Source organism: Acidimicrobiales bacterium, from assembly GCA_040219515.1.
Lineage (GTDB): Bacteria > Actinomycetota > Acidimicrobiia > Acidimicrobiales > Aldehydirespiratoraceae > JAJRXC01.
Map to the genome: position 1 here is coordinate 283,151 of JAVJSI010000009.1, position 17,581 is coordinate 300,731.

Here is a 17,581-nt window from a genome sequence, read left to right on the forward strand (position 1 = left end):
CGCTGACGAATCTCGAGCCCCCCACCCGACCGACGAACGCGACTGTGCCGTCGGCGGCAGCGACGATCACGTCACCTTCTGCGGTGTCGTACTCGATCCCGCGGTTGCCGGCGCCGTAGGGCCCGTTGGGCAGTCGGAACGGATCCAGAACCGGCGCCGACGTCGGCGGCGACATGATCAACTCGGCGGCCACCGCCAGATCGGTCGTCACCATGACGACACCGAACCAGAGCATCACCAGTGCGGCTGGGACCCTCGTGCGTGACATGGACATTCCGCTCTCCTTCGATGATCACGGGGAAGTGAGGATCGGAGGAAGTGGCGAAGCGACCCGTTCGCCGGGTCGGGGCGGGTCGTCTCAGACCGGTTCGCGTTCGGCCGCAGTGATCCGCGAGCGAAGCTGGAGCACGGCCTTGGTGTGGATCTGACACACACGACTCTCGGTGACCCCGAGGACTCGACCGATCTCGGCGAGGGTGAGGCCCTCGTAGTAGTAGAGGGTGAGCACGATCTTCTCGCGCTCGGGCATGCGGTTGATCGACTCGGCGAGGATCTGACGCATCTCCTCGACCTCGTAGACGCCCATGGGCCCCGCGCCCTGATCGGCGACGGTGTCGCCCAGCGTCACGGACTCGCCGCGTTCACCGCCCGACAGCATCTCGTCGAGCGCGGCGACCCCGACGAACGAGATCTGGCTCAGCGTGTTCTGGAGTTGCTGCTGGGTCACACCCATCTCGGCGGCGACCTCGCCGTCGGTGGGCGATCGATGATGCTCGGCTTCGAGTTTGCCCATGGCCCGCTCGAGGGTGCGAGCCTTCGATCGCACCGACCGGGGGACCCAGTCGATCGAGCGGAGTTCGTCGAGGATGGCTCCCTTGATGCGGGCGATCGCGTACGTCTCGAACTTGTAGCCGCGCTCCGGGTCGAACTTCTCGATGGCGTCGATCAGTCCGAAAACGCCGAAGCTGACCAGATCGGACTGTTCGACGTTGCGGGGCAAGCCGACGCCCACTCGTCCGGCCACGTACTTGACGAGCGGCGAGTACTGGATGATCAGCTTGTCGCGGAGATCCTGGGCGCGAGTCTGCTTGTAGTCGGTCCAGAGGCGTTCGGTCTCGGAGGCGTCGTCGCTCACGGCAAGGTCCTAGGCGCGGGGATGGGTTGATCGGTGGACCTCACGCATGCGCTCGCGGCTCACCCGAGTGTAGATCTGAGTGGTGGCGAGATCCGCGTGGCCCAACAATTCCTGCACAGCACGCAAGTCGGCACCTCCGTCCAAAAGATGAGTGGCAAAGGTGTGACGAAGGGCGTGCGGATGGGTCGGTGTGGGCGACCGTCGGTCGAGAAGGCGCCGGACATCCCTCGGCGACAGCGGCTTTCCCCGCCGATTCAGGAAAACCCGGTCGTCGGGCGAGGACTCGTTGCAGAGTGCCGGCCTGCCGTCGGCGATCCACTCGGCCAGCGCAGCCGCGGCCGGCTCGGAGATCGGTACTCGGCGCTGCTTGTCGCCCTTTCCCCACACGGAGATCGTGCCGACCGGTCCCGAGAGATCGCCGCGGCACAGACCGCAGAGCTCGCTGACACGGAGACCGCTGCCGTAGAGCAGTTCGACCACCGCACGATCACGCAATTCGATTTCGGGTCGATCGTCGGAGCGGGGTCCACCGTCGACGAGCCCGTCGAGCTCGGCGGCGGTCAGCACCCGGGGCAGCGTGGCCGTTCCGCGTGGCGCGGACAGCGATGCGCTGGGGTCGTGCTCGATCCGTCCGCTGCGCTGGGCCCAGTGGAAGTAGCGGCGGAGAACTGAGGCCTTGCGAGCGATCGTGCGGCGGGCGTATCCCTCGCGGTCGAGTTGTGCGAGATAGCCGCGTAGGTCTCGTCGGGAAACCGACGCCGGATCGGCCCGTCCGAGATCGGCAAGCCATACCGCGGCGTCTCGCAGGTCCCGCCGATAGACCGCACGGGTCGACGTCGCGACGCGGGTGAGCGAACCCAACCACTCGTCGAGGTCCCAGCGTTCCATGGGATCGACCCTACCGACCGCGGCCGCCGGGCATCCACCGCCACCGATCACCGGCCCGCTCACGATCGCCGAACCCGTGCGCCGTCGTGCATGATCAACCCCGCCAACTCCAGTTCGGCCAACACGGCGAAGATCTCGCCGGCACCGACGCCGGCTCGAGACGCCAACTGGTCGATCGACGTGGGCCCGTCGTCGACGGCGCCGAGCACCGTCGCCGCGGCATCGCTCAGTGACGGGGCCGTTCGCGTGCCGGACCGCCGAATCGACGCCCCGCAACGGTCGAGCCCGAGCGCGTCGGTGACATCGTCGACATCGAGCACCGGCGCACATCCGTCGGACAGCAGACGGTTGGTGCCCGCCGCTGCGCCGTTGCGCAGCGAACCGGGCACCGCCATGACGTCGACCCCGCGCCGGATGGCCTGGTCGACCGTGAGCAATGATCCGCCGGCCGAACGCGACTCGACGACCACGACCAGATCGGCCATCGCCACGATGAGTCGGTTGCGGGCGGGAAACCGCCACGGCTCGGGCCGGGCGCCCATCGGTGCTTCGCTGAGCAGGGCACCCGAATGACCGACCTCGGCCCAGAGTTCGCGATTGGCCGGCGGGTACGGCACATCACATCCACTCCCGACGACCGCCACCGGCGCAACGCCGGCCGCCGCGAGCGCGCCCCGATGGGCCGCCCCGTCGATGCCCAACGCCAAGCCGGAAACGACCACCACTCCGGCGGTTGCGAGGCCGAAGCCCAGGTCACGGGCTATCTCCCGACCGATCGCCGACGCCCGTCGAGTGCCCACGATGGCCACGTGGGGCAATGCCGGATCAGGCAGCGCACCGCGCCGGAAGGCAATCGGTGCCGGGTCGATGTCGCGGGTGAACTGGGCGGGATGCTCGCCGTCGTGCCAGGTGGTGGCCATGACACCGGCCGACTGCAACGACGCCCGGACCGAGGCCAGGTCGACCGCGACCGCCGCGGCCCGCCACTCGGCCCGAACCGCAGCCGGCGCGATCTCGACCGGCACACGACCCGACTGCACCTTCGCCCATGCCGCCGATGCCGACGACGATTCGAGCAGGCGGCCGAGCCGCGCCGATCCGGCGCCGGGCAGCGATGCCAACGCCGCTGCGTGCTCACCGGCCGACGACATCGTCGCCTCCCATCGGCGGGCGAGCTCGCATGCCGATCGCACCGGCGATGTCGCAGGCACGGATCTCGGTGCCGCCGCCGTCGAGGTCGGCGATGGTGCGGGCGACGGCGCGCACTCGCATCGCGCCGCGACCGCTGAGCGCACCGCCCTTGATCGCCGCGTGCAGCATCTCGAGCGCCTGTGGGGCCAGCGGCGCACACTCGTCGAGCTGGTCCCGGCTGAGTTCGGCGTTGCACTCGGCCCCCCGCTCGTGGGCGAGGCGTCGCACCTCGGCAACCCGAGCGGCAACGGCGGCGGTCGACTCGCCGGGTTCGGCGTCGAGCAACGCGAACGGTGAGGGCCGATCGACGTGGACCATGATGTCGAGTCGATCGAGCAGCGGGCCCGAGACCCGCGAGGCGTAGCGGGAGCGCGATGCCGGATTGCAGCGGCAGTTGACGCTGCCTCCTTCGCCGCAAGGACACGGGTTCATGGCGGCGACCAGCAGGAGCCGGGCCGGGTGTTCGCGCGTGCCACCGGAACGAGCGATCCGGACGACTCCCTCCTCGAGGGGCTGGCGAAGCGCGTCGAGCACACTCGGCGCGAACTCGCCCAGCTCATCGAGGAACAGCACACCCTCGCTGGCCACGCTCACCTCCCCGGGTCGGGCGTGACCGGACCCGCCACCGACGAGGGCCGGCATCGATGCGGAGTGATGGGGTGCCCGAAACGGTGGCCGCCGGACCAGCCCTGACGGTGGCAACGGAAGACCGGCTGCGCTGTGGACCCGCGTGACCTGGCGGGCCGCACCGGCCCGCAGGTCGGGCAGGAGACCCGTGATACGACGGGCCAGCATGGTCTTGCCGGCGCCCGGCGGTCCCACCAGCAGGAGGTGGTGTCCCCCGGCGGCGGCCACCGTGAGCGCACGGCGAGCCGCGTCCTGACCGCGCACGTCGGCGAGATCGGGTTCGAGCGGCGGGAGGTCGAGATCGCAGGCCAGTTCGACGTGGGGCCACGGCAGCCCTTCGTTCAGTGCGTCGACCGCGTCGCGCAACCGACGAATGGGGCGGCATCGCTCGGCGAGTCCCAGCGCCGCTACCCGGGCATCGGCTGCCGCAACCACCACACGGGCCTCGTCGAGCACGTCGACCATCGGGAGCACACCCCGGACCGGCCGCACGCTGCCGTCGAGCCCGAGCTCGCCGACCGCGGCAAGGCCAGCCAGTTGCCCGATGGGAATCTGATCGGTGGCACCCAGGATGCCGAGCGCGATCGCGAGGTCGAGCCCGGCACCGACCTTCCGGAACCCGCCGGGCGCCAGATTGACCGTCACCCGCTGGAGCGGCCACGTGAGCTCGCTCGACTCGATGGCCGCGCGCACGCGGTCGCGTGCCTCGCGGCACGAGGTGTCGGGCAGACCCACGATCGTGAAGCCGGGCAGACCGTTGGCGACATGGACTTCGACCGAGACGCGTGCCCCATCGAGCCCATCGAGGGTCGATGACGGAATCGTGGCAAGCAAGGGGACCTCCGATGGATGAATCCGGAGATCGCCTTGGCGCAGACGATGAGCGTGAAACCGACCCTAGCGCCGGCGTGTGACACCGCTACTCCCGCACCCCTACTTCAAGACCTCGCGGGTGTAGCGAACAACGGCCTCGATCTCGGCCTCGGTGAGTGTCCCGCCGAAACTCGGCATGCCCTGCCGACCGTCGCGTACGACGGCGACCTGGTCCGCCGGATCCGGGAATTTCTCGACGACCTCGCCCGCGAGCCGCGCACCCGTACCCCCGCCACCCGACGAACCATGGCAACTGCTGCAACGCGACCCGAAGACGTCACGACCGAGGGCGAGGACGTCGTCGGGCTCGCCGTCGGGGCCCAGCGGCACGGCCGGCGGGTCTTCGGCACACCCGCCGAGGAACAGCACCAGGGTGAGACCGGCGGCGAGAAGTCCCCGGAGGGGGGTGGGGGTCCGCATGAGGCCGACGATACTGACCCGATGGGAATGGACCCCACCCGGCCGCATCGGCGCCGACCGAGCGATTATCTGTTCGTCGGTGCCGCGATCCTGGTCGCCGTGCTGCTCGTGCTCTGGGCGTTCCTCGGCTGATGGACGATCCAGAGGCCTACGGCGACGTCGACGTTCGATTCCTCCAGCCCTATCAGGCGACCAAGACCTACCTCTGCCCGAACTGCAATAGGGACATTCCGCCCGGGACGGGGCACTATGCGGTGGTCCCGAGCGAGGCCCCCGACCTTCGCCGTCACTGGCATCGGGGCTGCTGGGACGGACGCAAGACCCGCAAGAAACCGCGCTGACGAGGAGACGACGATGGCCAGCGAACAACTCGAGGCAACGATCGAGGTGCTCCGCACCCTGTCGATCACCAGCGGCGACATCGACGCCGACCGCGCGGCAATGGGCGCGTCCAGCGAGGTCCCGGCCGACCTCGTCCACGAGATGGTGGTGGTCGATGCCCGACCGGCGGCCTGGATCACCGAGGGAGCCACCGGCGACGGCGCCATCCTCTACCTCCACGGCGGCGGTTATGTGATGGGCGGGCTGAGCACCCACAGCGCCTTCGGTGCCCGACTCGGGGCCGAGACCGGTCTGCCCGTCCTCGTTCTCGACTATCGACTCGCGCCCGAACACGTCTACCCCGCCGCGCTCGACGATGCGCTCGCCGCCTTCGACTGGCTCGTCGACAAGGGCATCGACGCCGACCGCATCGTCGTTGCCGGCGATTCCGCCGGCGGTGGCCTGACCCTGACCGTGCTCACCCGCCTACGCGACCGCGGGACCCGATGCGCGGCCGGTGTGATGTTGTCGCCGTGGACCGATCTCACCGGCCGCAACGGCTCGCACCGGACCCAGGCCGATGCCGATCCGCTCGTGGATTCCGACGCGCTGGCCGTCTACGCCAGGGCGTACGCCGGCGACACGGCGCTCACCGACCCCGGGGTGTCACCCGGCCTGGGCGATGTGTCGGGACTGCCACCCGTGCTCATCCAGGTCGGCGGACGCGAAGTGCTGCTCGACGACAGTCTCGAGACCGCCGCCGCGATCCAACGCGCCGGCGGCGACGTGACCCTGCAACGCTGGGACGAGGCCATTCACGTGTTCCAGATACTCGGCGCGCCAGAGTCGGACGAGGCAATCAGCGCCATCGCCGAGTTCCTGGCCGCACACTGACCACCCTCAGAAGGCCGCCTCGACCACGTCGATCCGATTGCCGGTGACAGCCGCGACGTCGAAGCGCAGCCGACCCCGTCGGTCGTGGGCATCGAGCCACGACACCGCCGTGCGGCGCAGGAACTGTTGTTTGCGCACACCGACGGCTTCCACCCCGGCGCCGAACCGGTCCGACGATCGGGTCTTCACCTCGCAGAACACGATCTCGTCGTCGCGGCCGAGTACGAGGTCGAGTTCACCGCCGCGTACGCGCCAGTTCCGGTCGAGCACCTCGTAGCCGGCACGTTCGTAGTGCCGCGCCACTCTGGTCTCGCCCCACTGCCCCAGTGCCACTCGTGATCGGTCCATGGGGCCGACGCTACGAACGGGGTGTGACATCGACGGATGTCGGCGGCACCTGCGTCGGCGCCGCAGCGACTCACCAGTCGCGCTTTTCCTTGACCTTGGCAGCCTTGCCGATGCGATCGCGCAGGTAGTAGAGCTTCGCACGACGCACGTCGCCGCGGCTCACGCGCTCGATCGTCTCGACGATCGGCGAGTGCAGCGGGAACGTGCGCTCGACACCGACGCCGAAGCTGAGCTTGCGGACGGTGTAGGACTCGCGGATACCGGCGCCCTGTCGACGAATGACCACGCCTTCGAACACCTGGGTGCGCTGGCGGTTGCCTTCGATGACCTTCACGTGGACCTTGAGGGTGTCACCCGCAGCGAAGTCGGGAATGTCGTCCCGAAGGCTCAGGTTGTCGATGAGATCGGTGGGCTGCATCGCAGGCTCCGCATGAAGAGAGGGTGAGAGTGGTCGCGGCGGGTCGAGGGACCCGGGCCGACGGTCGAGTTTAGAGGCACCGATGGCAGACGCCACCCTGCCGACCCACACAGACGGTCGGACCTACAGATCGAATTCGTCGAGCAGCTTCTGGTCGGCCGGGCCGATGCCACCGCGCGCCTCGATCATGTCGGGACGTCGCGCCATCGTGCGGCGCAGGGCCTGGGCCCGCCGCCAACGCGCCACCTTCGCGTGATCGCCACTGCGCAGCACATCGGGAACCGACCAGCCCCGGAAGTCGGCCGGCCGTGTGTAGTGCGGGTATTCGAGCAGTCCGTCGGCGAACGACTCGTCGTCGGTCGACGTGGCGTTGCCGAGCACGCCGGGCACGAGTCGGCCCACGGCCTCGATGATCAGCAGCGCGCCGACCTCCCCGCCGGCCAGCACGACATCGCCGACCGAGACCTCGCCGTCGACGAGGTGTTCGCGCACTCGCTCGTCGATGCCCTCGTAGCGTCCGCACAGGAGCGAGAACCCACCCGATTCGGCCAGCTCGTGGGCCATCGGCTGGTCGAAGGTTCGTCCCGCGGGCGACAGATAGAACAACGGTCGTGGTGGCTCCACCGCCTCAACCGCACCGAAGAGTGGCTCGGGCATCATGACCATGCCGGCGCCACCCCCGAACGGCGCGTCGTCGACCGTGCCGTGTACATCGGTGGTCGTCGACCGCAGGTCGTGGACCCGCAGGTCGAGGTGACCGTCGCGTCGGCCCCGGCCGATGACGGACTCCCGGGCGCCGGCATCGACCATCTCGGGGAAGATCGTGAAGACGTCGATCCGCAGGCTCACGCCGGGGTCTCGTCAGGGTCGTCGTCGGGATCGTCGTCAGGGTCGTCGTCAGGGTCGTCGAGGGTGAACAGGCCCGCCGGTACGTCGACGTCGATGCGCACACCGGGGTCGAGCGACGTCACGAACTGCACCGGCACCAGCGCACCCGAATCGAGCTCGAGGATGTCGCTGGCCGGATTGTCGAGCACCTGCACGACGCGGCCCCGCTCGACGCCGCCCTCGTCGATCACCACGGCACCGATCAGCTCGTGGACCCACAACTCGTCGGGATCATCGATCGGCTCACCGAGCAGCACCGTGTCACGCAGCTGTTCGGCCCGCTCCCGGTCGCCGCACTCGGCGAACGTGACGATGTAGCCGGACTTGTGCGGGCGCGACGAACGGACGGTCAGCGGACCGTCCGTCGTGTGGAGCACGGCGCCCACCGCGACGCGCTCGGTTCGGTTTGAGGTGAGCAACACGTTCACATCGCCGCGCACGCCGTGCGGGCGGGTGATGCGTCCGACCTCGAGCATCGGACGGTGCTCGTGACTCAGTCGACGAACTCGACGTCGATGGAGATGTCGTCTTCGTGGCCGGCGGCTCGCACCACGGTGCGGATCGCGCTGGCGACCCGTCCGCGCTTGCCGATGACCCGGCCCATGTCGCCGTCGCCGACGGTGACGTCGAGACGGTAACCGCCGTCACGATCGGACAGCTCGACGCTCACCGCATCGGGATTGTCGACGATCTGCTTGACGACGTATTCACAAACGGCCTGTGCGGCTTCGCTCGACATCAGGAGTCCTTGTTCTCGCCGGCATCCGCCGGAGCGGCAGCGTCATCGGTATCCGCGGTATCCGCGGGATCCGCGTCAGCGGAGGCGGCGGCCTCGGCGGCCGGTGCCTCGTCCGCAGGAGCCTCTTCGGCAGGGGCCGCGGCAGCCTCGGCGGCCTCGGCTTCCTTCTCGACCTGCTTCTTGCTCTTCTTAGGAGCGGCCGTGGGCACGGCGGCGTCGACGGTCTCGCCGGTCGCCTCGGTCCATGCACCGGAGATCTTCAGGAGCTTCGCCACGCGCTCGGTGGGCTGCGCGCCATGGCTCAGCCAGTGCACGGCCCGCTCGTTGTCGATCTTGATGACCGAGGGATCCTGACGCGGCTCGTAGGTGCCGATGATCTCGATGAACCGCCCGTTGCGGGGCGAGCGGGAGTCGGCGGCGACGACGCGGTAGGTGGGCTGCTTCTTCTTGCCCATCCGCATGAGGCGGAGCTTGACGGCCATGTGTGGTGTTTCTTTCTGAAGAGAGGAGATCTGCGCGGCGAGTCGGGGCCGGGCAACCCGACAATTCAATCTGGGCACGGGTTTGTTCACAACCCGGCGGGTCTAGTTGAGCTTGGGAAACTCGCCGTCGTCGAGACCCTGGAGCGCATCCTCGAGGCCCGGAAGCGACAGCGGCGACTTGCCGACCTTGGCCGGGCCCTTCTCGGTCACCCGGCCGCCGCGCTTCTTCTTGCCCTTCTTGCCCTTGCCGCCGCGTGCCTTCGGGTTCGACTTCTTGGTGCCGAAGCCGGCGAACTGCTTCATCATCTTGCGCATCTGGCCGAACTGGTCGAGCAGGGCCTTGACCTCGTTCGGCTGCACACCCGAACCCTGGGCGATGCGCTGGCGCCGGGCGCCGTCGATCACGTCGGGATCGATTCGCTCGCCGGGCGTCATGGAGTGGATGATCCCTTCGATGCGGGCGATCTGGCGGTCGTCGATCTCGACGTCGCGCGCCTCCTTCGGCAGCCCGGGCATCATGCCCATGAGGTTGCCGAGCGGGCCCATCTTCTTGACCTGCTGCATCTGCTCGAGGAAGTCCTCGAGCGTGAAGGTTCCCTCGAGGAGCCGCGCGGCCGCCTCTTCGGCCTCCTCGGCCTCGAACGCTTCCTCGGCCTTCTCGATGAGCGTTTCCATGTCGCCCATGCCGAGGATGCGACTGGCGAGGCGGTCGGGGTGGAAGGTCTCGAAGTCCTCGAGCTTCTCGCCCGTTGACTGGAAGGCGATCGGCTTGCCGACGATCTCCTTGACCGAGAGGGCGGCGCCACCGCGGGCGTCGCCGTCGATCTTGGTGAGGATGACGCCGTCGAGGGCGAGTGTCTCGTTGAAGGCGCGAGCGACGGTGACGGCGTCCTGGCCGGTCATGGCGTCGACCACGAGGAACGTGTAGTCCGGGTTGACGGCGTCGGAGATCTGGCCGACCTGGGCCATGAGTTCGGCGTCGATGGCCAGACGGCCGGCGGTGTCGACGATCACCACGTCGCGACCGGTGCGGTTGGCTTCGGCGATGGCCTTGCTCGCCACGTCGACCGGGTCTGTGGCCTCGGAGAACACCGGCACACCGACCTGACCGCCGAGGGTGCGGAGCTGTTCGACCGCGGCCGGGCGCTGGAGGTCGGCGCCGACGAGCAAGGGGTTGCGCCCCTGCTTCTTGAACCACATCGCGAGCTTGCCGGTGTTCGTGGTCTTGCCTGCGCCCTGAAGACCGGCCATCAGCACGACCGTGGGCGGCTTCGATGCGTAGGTGAGCTTCATCGCCTCGCCGCCGAGGCTCTCGGTCAGCTCCTCGAGGACGATCTTGACGATCTGCTGCCCGGGATTGAGGGCCTTGGAGAGCTCTTCGCCCACGGCCCGGTCGCGGATGCGGCCGGTGAGGTTCTTGGCGACGTCGAGGTTGACATCGGCCTCGAGCAGGGCCCGGCGGATCTCCCGCAACGCCTCGTCGACGTCGTCGGCGGAGAGTTTGCCGCGGCCCCGCAGGCCTTTGAAGATGTTGTCGAATCGATCGGTGAGCGTCTCGAACATGAGCGGTCAGACTACCCACCGAGTCGCCGGTAGCGTGCGGGGCCATGACCCTCACGCCCCGACAGATGCTCATCCTGCTGGTTCTCGTGGTGGGTTTCGGTGTCACCGCGTTCCTCGTGAGTCGCGATGGCGGCGACGCGCCGACCATCGACGAGGCCGCCTGGTGCGAAGGGGCCCGCGGTCTCGTCGGAGTGGGGCCGATCCTCACCGGTGACGCCGCCGAGGTCGATGCCGCCGATCTCGACGCCGCGCTCGAGGCCTTCTACGCCGTCGAAACGATCGCCCCCTTCGAGCTGCGGCCCGAGATCGGGCGCATGGCCGACTTCACCCTCATCGCCGGCCAGGAACTCGAGCGGGCCCCCTGGCCCGAGGCGTACATCGCGGCGCGAGCGAACAAGGAAGCCGAGCTCGATGGCGCGATCGATGCACTCGAGACCGAGATGAACCTCTGCGGGCTCCAGTTGGGCTGAGCCGACGCTGCGACTCGGGCGGGGATTCGATGGAACCGGCCTGCTCAGGGGCGACTCGGACCCGTTCGCCGACCGGGTGATGGAGCGCGTCGACGAAGCGGAAGACGGCCGCCTCGTGCACGTCCTCCGGTGGCGGGAGGCCCTCGCCAAGATCGATGTCTTCACCGACGAGAGCCAGCTCAGCGAAGGCTTCTCGGTCTGGACATCCCAGCACTGCCGACTTGCGATCGAGGGCGTCAGCCTCGCGGCGCCCATCACGTTGACCGACTGCGGGCCCGACGAGTCGGACGACCCGCTGCAACGAGGGAGCAGAACTGGCTGCGACCGATCGTGAGATCTACGACGACTTCGTCGCCATCACCCAGCCGCTGGCCGTGGTGTCCGGTGGCCTGTCCCGAGGCGAGCTCGACCTGACCGTCCTCACCGTCGACGAGGCCACGACCGATGCCATCTGCGCGATGGGCTATGACACCACGCTCACCACGATCATGCGGCCGATCGGGTAGCCACTCGAACAGGCCCTACTCGCACCCTGCCTATTCGAAGAGCGCGTCGACGAACTCGGTGGCGTCGAAGTCGACGAGGTCGTTGATGCCCTCGCCGAGACCCACGAGTTTCACCGGCACACCGAGCTCGGAGTGGATCGCGATCACGATGCCGCCTTTGGCCGAGCCGTCGAGCTTGGTGAGCACCACACCGGTGACGTCGACCGCCTCGGCGAACGTGGCGGCCTGCGACATGCCGTTCTGGCCGGTGGTGGCGTCGATCACGAGCAAGGTCTCGGTGACGGTGCCGGCGCCCTTCTCGGCGACGCGGCGGACCTTGGTGAGCTCCTCCATCAGGTTCGTCTTGTTCTGGAGACGACCGGCGGTGTCGGCCATGACGATGTCGGCGCCGCGGGCGTTGGCTCGCTCGACGGCGTCGAAGACGACGCTGCTGGGGTCGGCGCCCTCGGCGCCGCGCACGATGTCGACCTCGCTGCGTTCGGCCCACATGGTGAGCTGCTCGGCGGCCGCGGCCCGGAACGTGTCGCCGGCCGCGAGTACGAGCTTCTTGCCCGCCGCCGACTCCCGCGACGCGAGCTTGCCGATGGTCGTGGTCTTGCCGACGCCGTTGACGCCGACGAACAGCCACACGGCCGGTCCGGGTTCGCCGCCGGCTGCCACCACATCGGTGGACAGGGTGCGGTCGAAGCCGCCGAGGCGTTCGACGATCTCGGCCTTGACCAGCGCCGGGAGCTCCGAGGTGTCCTCGATGTCGCCGGCCGCGACCTTCTCCCGCACTGCATCGATGATGGACGTGGATGTCGCAACACCGACATCGGCGCGGATCAGCGCCTCCTCCAGGTCGTCCCAGGTCTGGCCGCTGATCTTGCCGCCGGAGAAGACCGAGCCGAGATAGCCACCGAGGGCCGACCGGGCGGTGGCGAGCCGGTCACGGAAGCTCGGGCGGGGCGCATCCTCGACGAACGGCCGCTCGTCGACGAGCGGCTCATCGACCAGCGTGGTGCCATCGGCGCGCTCCACCTCGGTCGGTGGGCGGTCCTCGATGAGCAGACCGTCGTTGCGGTCACGGAGAAGAACGAACGCCGACGCACCAATGATGACGACGGCGGCGACGGCAATGAGAACGGCGAACAACATCGCCGCAAACCCTACCGTCCCCCTCCCCCGCTACTTCCCGACCACGCCAACACCGATGCTTCTGTGACCTGGCGTGGCGACCTGTTCGCCACGCCAGGTCACAGAACGAGGAATCGACGGATGCGGGCGGCGACCTCGTGGGGTCGGTCACGCAGGTCCGCCCAGACGAACCGGATCACGGTCCACCCCGTCTCCTGCAGGTCGTTCTGTCGAACTCGATCAGCATCGAACTTCTCGGGTCGAGTGTGCTCGCCGAACTCGTCGTACTCGACCGCAAGCCGCGCCTCGGGATAGGCGAAGTCGATCACATACCGACGACCGCGAGCGATCACCGGGTGTTGCCAGACGGGTGATGGCAGGCCGGCCTCCTGGCAGAGTCTCGCCATCTCGACTTCCGGCCCGGAATCGGCCTTCACCACCTCACCGGGTAGTCGTCGAAGCGCCCGGTCGAGCGCACCCACGCCATTGCGACCCTTGCGGCCCACCCGTTGGCGATACCGCCAGAGTTCCTCGACGGTCACAATCTCCTTCGCGACCGCATGGTGCACGAGCCGTTCGACTTCGTTCTCGGGAAAGACGAGCCCGGCGTCACACAACGTACGTGCAGGAATGGTGACCGGCACACCCTCGATGTAGGTGAATTCGTGCTGCGTCAGGTCTCGAATCCGCCGGATCTTGGCATCCGGGGCATTGATCCGCCCCGGGTATCGAATGCTCACATCGATGTCGTCATCGACAGACCGCATTCCCCAGAGGCGCAGCGCGCTTCGGTGGCTGGCGACCGCGAGACGGGGTGTGGCGAGGAGCACCGTCATCACATCCGCCTCCCAGCTCGGTGCGGAACCTGCCAGCTCGTAGACACCGAGCCTCCGACGTCGCACGACGCCGCCATCGACGAGCGCGCGGAGCCCATGACGAGTGCCGAGAAGTTGTTCGATCTGTCGTGAGGTGAGGAGGCCGTGTTGGCTCGCAGCCGTCCGAGCGAGGACCGAGACGTCCTGCATGCCCCCACTCTGTCGACCGGGTACGACAATCATCCCACCGACCCGCTTCTGTGACCTGGCGTGGCGACCAGGTCGCCATCTCAGGTCACAGAACGGAGAGAGGGTCAGCTGGCGCCGAGGGTGACCGCGGTTTCGAGGCGTTCGCCGTCGCGGATGAACTCGATGTTGACGACTTCCTCCGGGCGGAAGAGCTTCACGTCGGCGGAGAGCTCCTGCATCGAGCTGACGAGCTTCCCGTCGAGGGAGACGATGAGGTCGCCGGCGACCAGTCCGGCACGAGCCGCGGGAGCCCCCTCGACCACGGCGGTGACCAATGCCCCGACGGTGCCGTCGGCGGGGGTCTCGCCGCTCACACCGAGGTGCGCGAGTTCGAGCGACTCGCCGGCGACGATGCGCTCGGCGATCAACAGGATCGTGTCGGACGGGACCGCGAAGCCGACGCCGACGTTGCCGGTGCTGATGCCGTCGGTGCGGATCTGGGTGTTCATGCCGATGACCAGGCCGTTGCGGTCGACCAGCGCGCCGCCGGAGTTGCCGGGGTTGATCGGGGCATCGGTCTGGATCATCTCGACGTCGACGGGATCGGTGGGGTCCGAGCCGCCGTACTGGTTGATGCGGTTCACGGCCGACACGATGCCCGCAGTGACTGATTGGTCGAGTCCGAAGGGACTGCCGATCGCCACCGCGAGCTGGCCGACCTCGACCGAGGCCGTCGGCGCGAACTGGGCGGCGACGAGCGCCTCGTCTGACGGCTCGACCTGGACGACCGCGATGTCCCGAGCAGGGTCGCCGCCCACCACGGTGCCCGGAACTCGGTTGCCGTTGGCGAACTGCACCACCACAGAGGTGGCCCCGCCCGTCACGTGATCGTTGGTCACGATGTAGCCGTTGTCGGCATCCCACACGATGCCAGAGCCCTGGCCGACGTTGGTCTGGATCAGCACGACCGATGGGGCGACCGCGCGAGCGACGTCGGCGACCGGCTCGGTCGAGTCGTCGGGCACCAGCGGCACCACCGGCTGGGAGGGCGTGCCGTCGTCGGTGCCGGAGGTCGGCTGGCTGCCGTTGCCGACGGCCACCGGTACCGCGACCGTCTGGTCATCGGTCAGCGCCGAGCCGATCACGATGCCACCCGAGACGAGCGACAAGGGGACGAGCAGAGAGGCCAGCACACCTAACGCCACCCGCCAGCGTCGGCGCCGGGGACCGAGAGGCGTTGATCCTCCGGCGAACGCTGGGGGTGGCGAGTTCGGGGGCACGCCGTCGCCGGGCCGCGGCGGGTTGGCCGCGGTCGGGGGGTGCGTGAGTAGCGGCATCGGGGGCGAGGTCGGCGCCGGGGGACGAACCACCTGCGGCGACGGCCGGTTCGCGGGAGACGGGGGTGGAGGAGGCGGCGGCGGGGTCGAGGGCGTCGCGGCTTCGATCGGAGCGACGGTCGACGGCGGCGCAGCAACCGGGGGCATCGGCTCGGGCTCGAACCGCAGCGGGTTGGGCGCGACGTCGCCGGGGTGACGCGAAGGAGGTGGCGGCGGGACTTCGCCGCGTGTGGGGTCGACGGGGTTTCGATCCATGGGAAGAAGGTACGGGGTCGAGGTGAAAGGTTTCGTAAGGACGGCGAAGAATCAGGTGGGGAGTTCACTCATCGTCGGCCGGTTCAACCAAGACCATGACCTCTTTCATCCTCAACACCAGTTTCGAGTGCGACGACCCGCTGTCGCTCGGTCGGTTCCGGGGCCGAAGGCAACGAGTTCTGCGTCGGCTGACTCAGCGACGGGGAAGCCGCAGGGTGAAGCGGGAGCCCCCGCCGGCCGACGACTCGAGTTCGACGCGCCCCCCGTGCGCCTCCGCGATCTGTCGAACGATCGTGAGACCGAGACCGGACCGACCGGCGACACGGGCCGACGCCTCGTCACCGCGCCAGAAACGTTGGAAGACCCGCAGTTGGTCCTCGGCGTCGATGCCCGGGCCCTCGTCGGCGACGGCCAGCGTGACCCAACGACCCTCGTCGCACGCCACGACGGTGACCGTGGTGTCGGCCGGCGCCAGGCGAACCGCATTGGCCACCAGGTTCGTGGCGGCGCGATGAATGGCCTGCCCGTCGCCGAGCACCGTCAGCGCCTGCCCCGGTGTTTCGGCGACCAGCGTGAGGCCGTTGTTCTCTGCCGCCGCGGCGAACTCCTCGACGACGTCGCTCACCACGTCGACCACGTCCACGTCCTCGCGTCGCGTCGCTCGTGTGCCGTGGCGGGCGTAGAGGAGGAGATCGTCGACCAACGTCGACATCCGCTCGGCCGAGCGGCCCACGACCTCACCGACCGACCGCAGTTCCTCGGCGGTGGCATCGGGATCATCGAGGGCGACATCGATGTTGGTCCGGATGACCGCCAGCGGGTTGCGGAGCTCGTGGCTCGCCTCGTGGATGAACTCCCGCTGCGATTCGAACGCGTCGTCGATACGTCCGAGCATGCCGTCGAAGGTGTCCGCCAGCTCCTTGAGTTCGTCGTCCGGACCGTCGAGTTCGATGCGTCGCGAGAGGTCGGTCGCCTCGATCTCCTTCGCCACGCCCGTGATACGACCCACCGGGCGCAACACGAGGCCGGCGACGAACCAGCCGACGAAGAGACTGCCCACGAACAGCAGACCGAGCGCCGCGAATGCGTAGTTGCGCAACTGGTCGAGCGCCTGCTCGTTGACCGCCCGCTCGAAGAGCAACAGATAGTCCTGCACCTCCACCTCGACGGTGGCGACGCTGGGTTGACCCTGGCGGTCACGGAAGAACGTGAGCCACTCCTCGGTGCGAGACACCTCCTGGCGCTCGAGCCCCCGCGCCACACCGGCGTAGATACCGCCGACCACGACCGTGGCCAAGGCGAAGAGAAGCACGGAATACAGGACCGTGAGCCGAAACCGGATCGAGCCGGCCCACCCGTGGAGCCGCGGGCCGGCTTCGGTCATCCCGGCGCCTCGATCATGCGATAGCCCGAGCCGATCACCGTTTCGATCAGCTGGGGCTCGTCGCCCTCGGCGAGTTTGCGGCGCAGGGTGCCGACGGTGACCCGCACCGTGTTCGTGAACGGGTCGGCGTGTTCGTCCCACACGTGCTCGAGCAGCCGTTCCTGCGACAGGACCACGTCGACATGGGACATGAAGTAGCGAAGCAGCGCGAACTCCTTCGCGGTCAGCTCCAGATCGCGCTCGCCACGGCGGACGCGGTGGCGGCTGTCGTCGAGTTCCACATCGGCCACGGTCAGGAGCGAACCAGTCGTGGCCGCATCTCGCCGGAGCAGTGATCGCACCCGTGCCGTCAGCTCGCCGAACGCGAACGGCTTGACGAGATAGTCGTCGGCACCGTGGTCGAGCCCGTCGATGCGGTCCTCGACCGAGTCGCGGGCGGTCAGCATGAGGACCCGGGGGGCGACGCCCTCGGGGGGATCGTCGCGAAGCCGACGGCAGACCTCGAGCCCGTCGATGCCGGGCATCGTGAGGTCGAGACAGACCAGGTCGTAGGGGACGAGCTCGGCTTTTTCGAGGGCGGTGACGCCATCGTTGGCCACGTCGACGGCATACCCTTCGCGGCGCAGCCCGCGGGCAACGGCGTCGGCCAGCTCGGTTTCGTCATCGACCACCAGAATCCGCATCCCGGGCACGCTAGCTGTGGGCGGCTTTCGGTCGCGCTT

At 68.7% G+C, this 17,581-nt stretch carries 22 protein-coding genes; 5 read left to right on the plus strand and 17 right to left on the minus strand.

The genetic code is table 11. From position 1 onward, the window contains the following. Positions 1-358: 358 nt before the first annotated feature. From whiG to RIB98_08080, 5 genes are all read right to left on the minus strand, one after another. Entirely contained in the window at positions 359-1,135 is a 777-nt protein-coding gene (gene whiG, locus RIB98_08060) for an RNA polymerase sigma factor WhiG (GenBank protein ID MEQ8840920.1), read from the minus strand. A gap of 9 nt (positions 1,136-1,144) precedes the next feature. Further along, positions 1,145-2,023: a tyrosine-type recombinase/integrase gene (locus tag RIB98_08065; GenBank protein MEQ8840921.1), complete on the minus strand. Its 879-nt coding sequence runs from the start codon at positions 2,021-2,023 to the stop codon at positions 1,145-1,147. A gap of 59 nt (positions 2,024-2,082) precedes the next feature. After that, positions 2,083-3,174: a DNA-processing protein DprA gene (locus RIB98_08070; GenBank protein MEQ8840922.1), complete on the minus strand. Its 1,092-nt coding sequence runs from the start codon at positions 3,172-3,174 to the stop codon at positions 2,083-2,085. Further along, positions 3,158-4,675: a YifB family Mg chelatase-like AAA ATPase gene (locus RIB98_08075; protein MEQ8840923.1), complete on the minus strand. Its 1,518-nt coding sequence runs from the start codon at positions 4,673-4,675 to the stop codon at positions 3,158-3,160. The genes RIB98_08070 and RIB98_08075 overlap by 17 nt, the downstream gene beginning before the upstream one ends. Before the next feature lie 99 nt (positions 4,676-4,774). Then, the gene (locus RIB98_08080) at positions 4,775-5,134 is read right to left on the minus strand and encodes a cytochrome c (protein ID MEQ8840924.1); all 360 of its coding nucleotides are present in this window, start codon (positions 5,132-5,134) and stop codon (positions 4,775-4,777) included. A gap of 131 nt (positions 5,135-5,265) precedes the next feature. On the opposite strand from RIB98_08080, the gene RIB98_08085 reads away from it, so the two are divergent. Together RIB98_08085 and RIB98_08090 are read left to right on the plus strand one after the other, a co-directional pair. Continuing rightward, positions 5,266-5,475 (plus strand): hypothetical protein, encoded by a 210-nt coding sequence (locus RIB98_08085; GenBank protein ID MEQ8840925.1) that lies wholly within the window; start codon positions 5,266-5,268, stop codon positions 5,473-5,475. Positions 5,476-5,488: 13 nt separating this feature from the next. Beyond that, a complete protein-coding gene (locus RIB98_08090; GenBank protein ID MEQ8840926.1) occupies positions 5,489-6,349 on the plus strand; it encodes an alpha/beta hydrolase in 861 nt (286 codons plus the stop codon). A 6-nt stretch (positions 6,350-6,355) separates the two neighbouring features. Here the strand turns inward: RIB98_08090 and RIB98_08095 are convergent, their stop codons facing one another. From RIB98_08095 to ffh, 7 genes are all read right to left on the minus strand, one after another. After that, complete coding sequence (locus RIB98_08095; GenBank protein MEQ8840927.1) at positions 6,356-6,697, minus strand: YraN family protein; 342 nt, start codon at positions 6,695-6,697, stop codon at positions 6,356-6,358. Positions 6,698-6,767: 70 nt separating this feature from the next. Further along, positions 6,768-7,115, minus strand: coding sequence for a 50S ribosomal protein L19 (rplS, locus tag RIB98_08100; protein ID MEQ8840928.1), 348 nt, complete (start codon positions 7,113-7,115; stop codon positions 6,768-6,770). 123 nt (positions 7,116-7,238) lie between these two features. Continuing rightward, positions 7,239-7,964 carry a tRNA (guanosine(37)-N1)-methyltransferase TrmD gene (gene trmD / locus RIB98_08105; GenBank protein MEQ8840929.1) on the minus strand — a complete coding sequence of 242 codons (726 nt, stop codon included), beginning with the start codon at positions 7,962-7,964 and terminating at the stop codon, positions 7,239-7,241. Further along, entirely contained in the window at positions 7,961-8,479 is a 519-nt protein-coding gene (gene rimM / locus RIB98_08110; GenBank protein MEQ8840930.1) for a ribosome maturation factor RimM, read from the minus strand. The genes trmD and rimM overlap by 4 nt, the downstream gene beginning before the upstream one ends. 17 nt (positions 8,480-8,496) lie before the next feature. Beyond that, on the minus strand, positions 8,497-8,742 hold the full coding sequence (locus RIB98_08115; protein MEQ8840931.1) for a KH domain-containing protein: 246 nt from the start codon (positions 8,740-8,742) through the stop codon (positions 8,497-8,499). Continuing rightward, positions 8,742-9,224, minus strand: coding sequence for a 30S ribosomal protein S16 (gene rpsP, locus RIB98_08120; GenBank protein MEQ8840932.1), 483 nt, complete (start codon positions 9,222-9,224; stop codon positions 8,742-8,744). Before rpsP ends, RIB98_08115 begins: the two co-directional genes overlap by 1 nt. A gap of 102 nt (positions 9,225-9,326) precedes the next feature. Next, complete coding sequence (ffh, locus tag RIB98_08125) at positions 9,327-10,787, minus strand: signal recognition particle protein (GenBank protein ID MEQ8840933.1); 1,461 nt, start codon at positions 10,785-10,787, stop codon at positions 9,327-9,329. Between the two features lie 44 nt (positions 10,788-10,831). On the opposite strand from ffh, the gene RIB98_08130 reads away from it, so the two are divergent. The 3 genes from RIB98_08130 (at position 10,832) to RIB98_08140 (ending at position 11,763) form a co-directional block, all read left to right on the plus strand. Beyond that, positions 10,832-11,257 (plus strand): hypothetical protein, encoded by a 426-nt coding sequence (locus RIB98_08130; protein MEQ8840934.1) that lies wholly within the window; start codon positions 10,832-10,834, stop codon positions 11,255-11,257. 79 nt (positions 11,258-11,336) lie between these two features. Continuing rightward, entirely contained in the window at positions 11,337-11,591 is a 255-nt protein-coding gene (locus tag RIB98_08135) for a hypothetical protein (GenBank protein MEQ8840935.1), read from the plus strand. A 40-nt stretch (positions 11,592-11,631) separates the two neighbouring features. Further along, positions 11,632-11,763: a hypothetical protein gene (locus RIB98_08140; GenBank protein ID MEQ8840936.1), complete on the plus strand. Its 132-nt coding sequence runs from the start codon at positions 11,632-11,634 to the stop codon at positions 11,761-11,763. Positions 11,764-11,793: 30 nt separating this feature from the next. Here the strand turns inward: RIB98_08140 and ftsY are convergent, their stop codons facing one another. The 5 genes from ftsY to RIB98_08165 all read right to left on the minus strand — a co-directional run bounded on the left by ftsY (position 11,794) and on the right by RIB98_08165 (position 17,542). Then, a complete protein-coding gene (gene ftsY, locus RIB98_08145; GenBank protein ID MEQ8840937.1) occupies positions 11,794-12,900 on the minus strand; it encodes a signal recognition particle-docking protein FtsY in 1,107 nt (368 codons plus the stop codon). Positions 12,901-12,998: 98 nt separating this feature from the next. Beyond that, complete coding sequence (locus RIB98_08150; protein MEQ8840938.1) at positions 12,999-13,904, minus strand: DUF559 domain-containing protein; 906 nt, start codon at positions 13,902-13,904, stop codon at positions 12,999-13,001. A 104-nt stretch (positions 13,905-14,008) separates the two neighbouring features. After that, entirely contained in the window at positions 14,009-15,088 is a 1,080-nt protein-coding gene (locus RIB98_08155; GenBank protein ID MEQ8840939.1) for a trypsin-like peptidase domain-containing protein, read from the minus strand. Positions 15,089-15,668: 580 nt separating this feature from the next. Further along, the gene (locus RIB98_08160) at positions 15,669-16,859 is read right to left on the minus strand and encodes an ATP-binding protein (protein MEQ8840940.1); all 1,191 of its coding nucleotides are present in this window, start codon (positions 16,857-16,859) and stop codon (positions 15,669-15,671) included. After that, positions 16,856-17,542 carry a response regulator transcription factor gene (locus RIB98_08165; GenBank protein MEQ8840941.1) on the minus strand — a complete coding sequence of 229 codons (687 nt, stop codon included), beginning with the start codon at positions 17,540-17,542 and terminating at the stop codon, positions 16,856-16,858. The genes RIB98_08160 and RIB98_08165 overlap by 4 nt, the downstream gene beginning before the upstream one ends. Positions 17,543-17,581 lie beyond the last annotated feature (39 nt).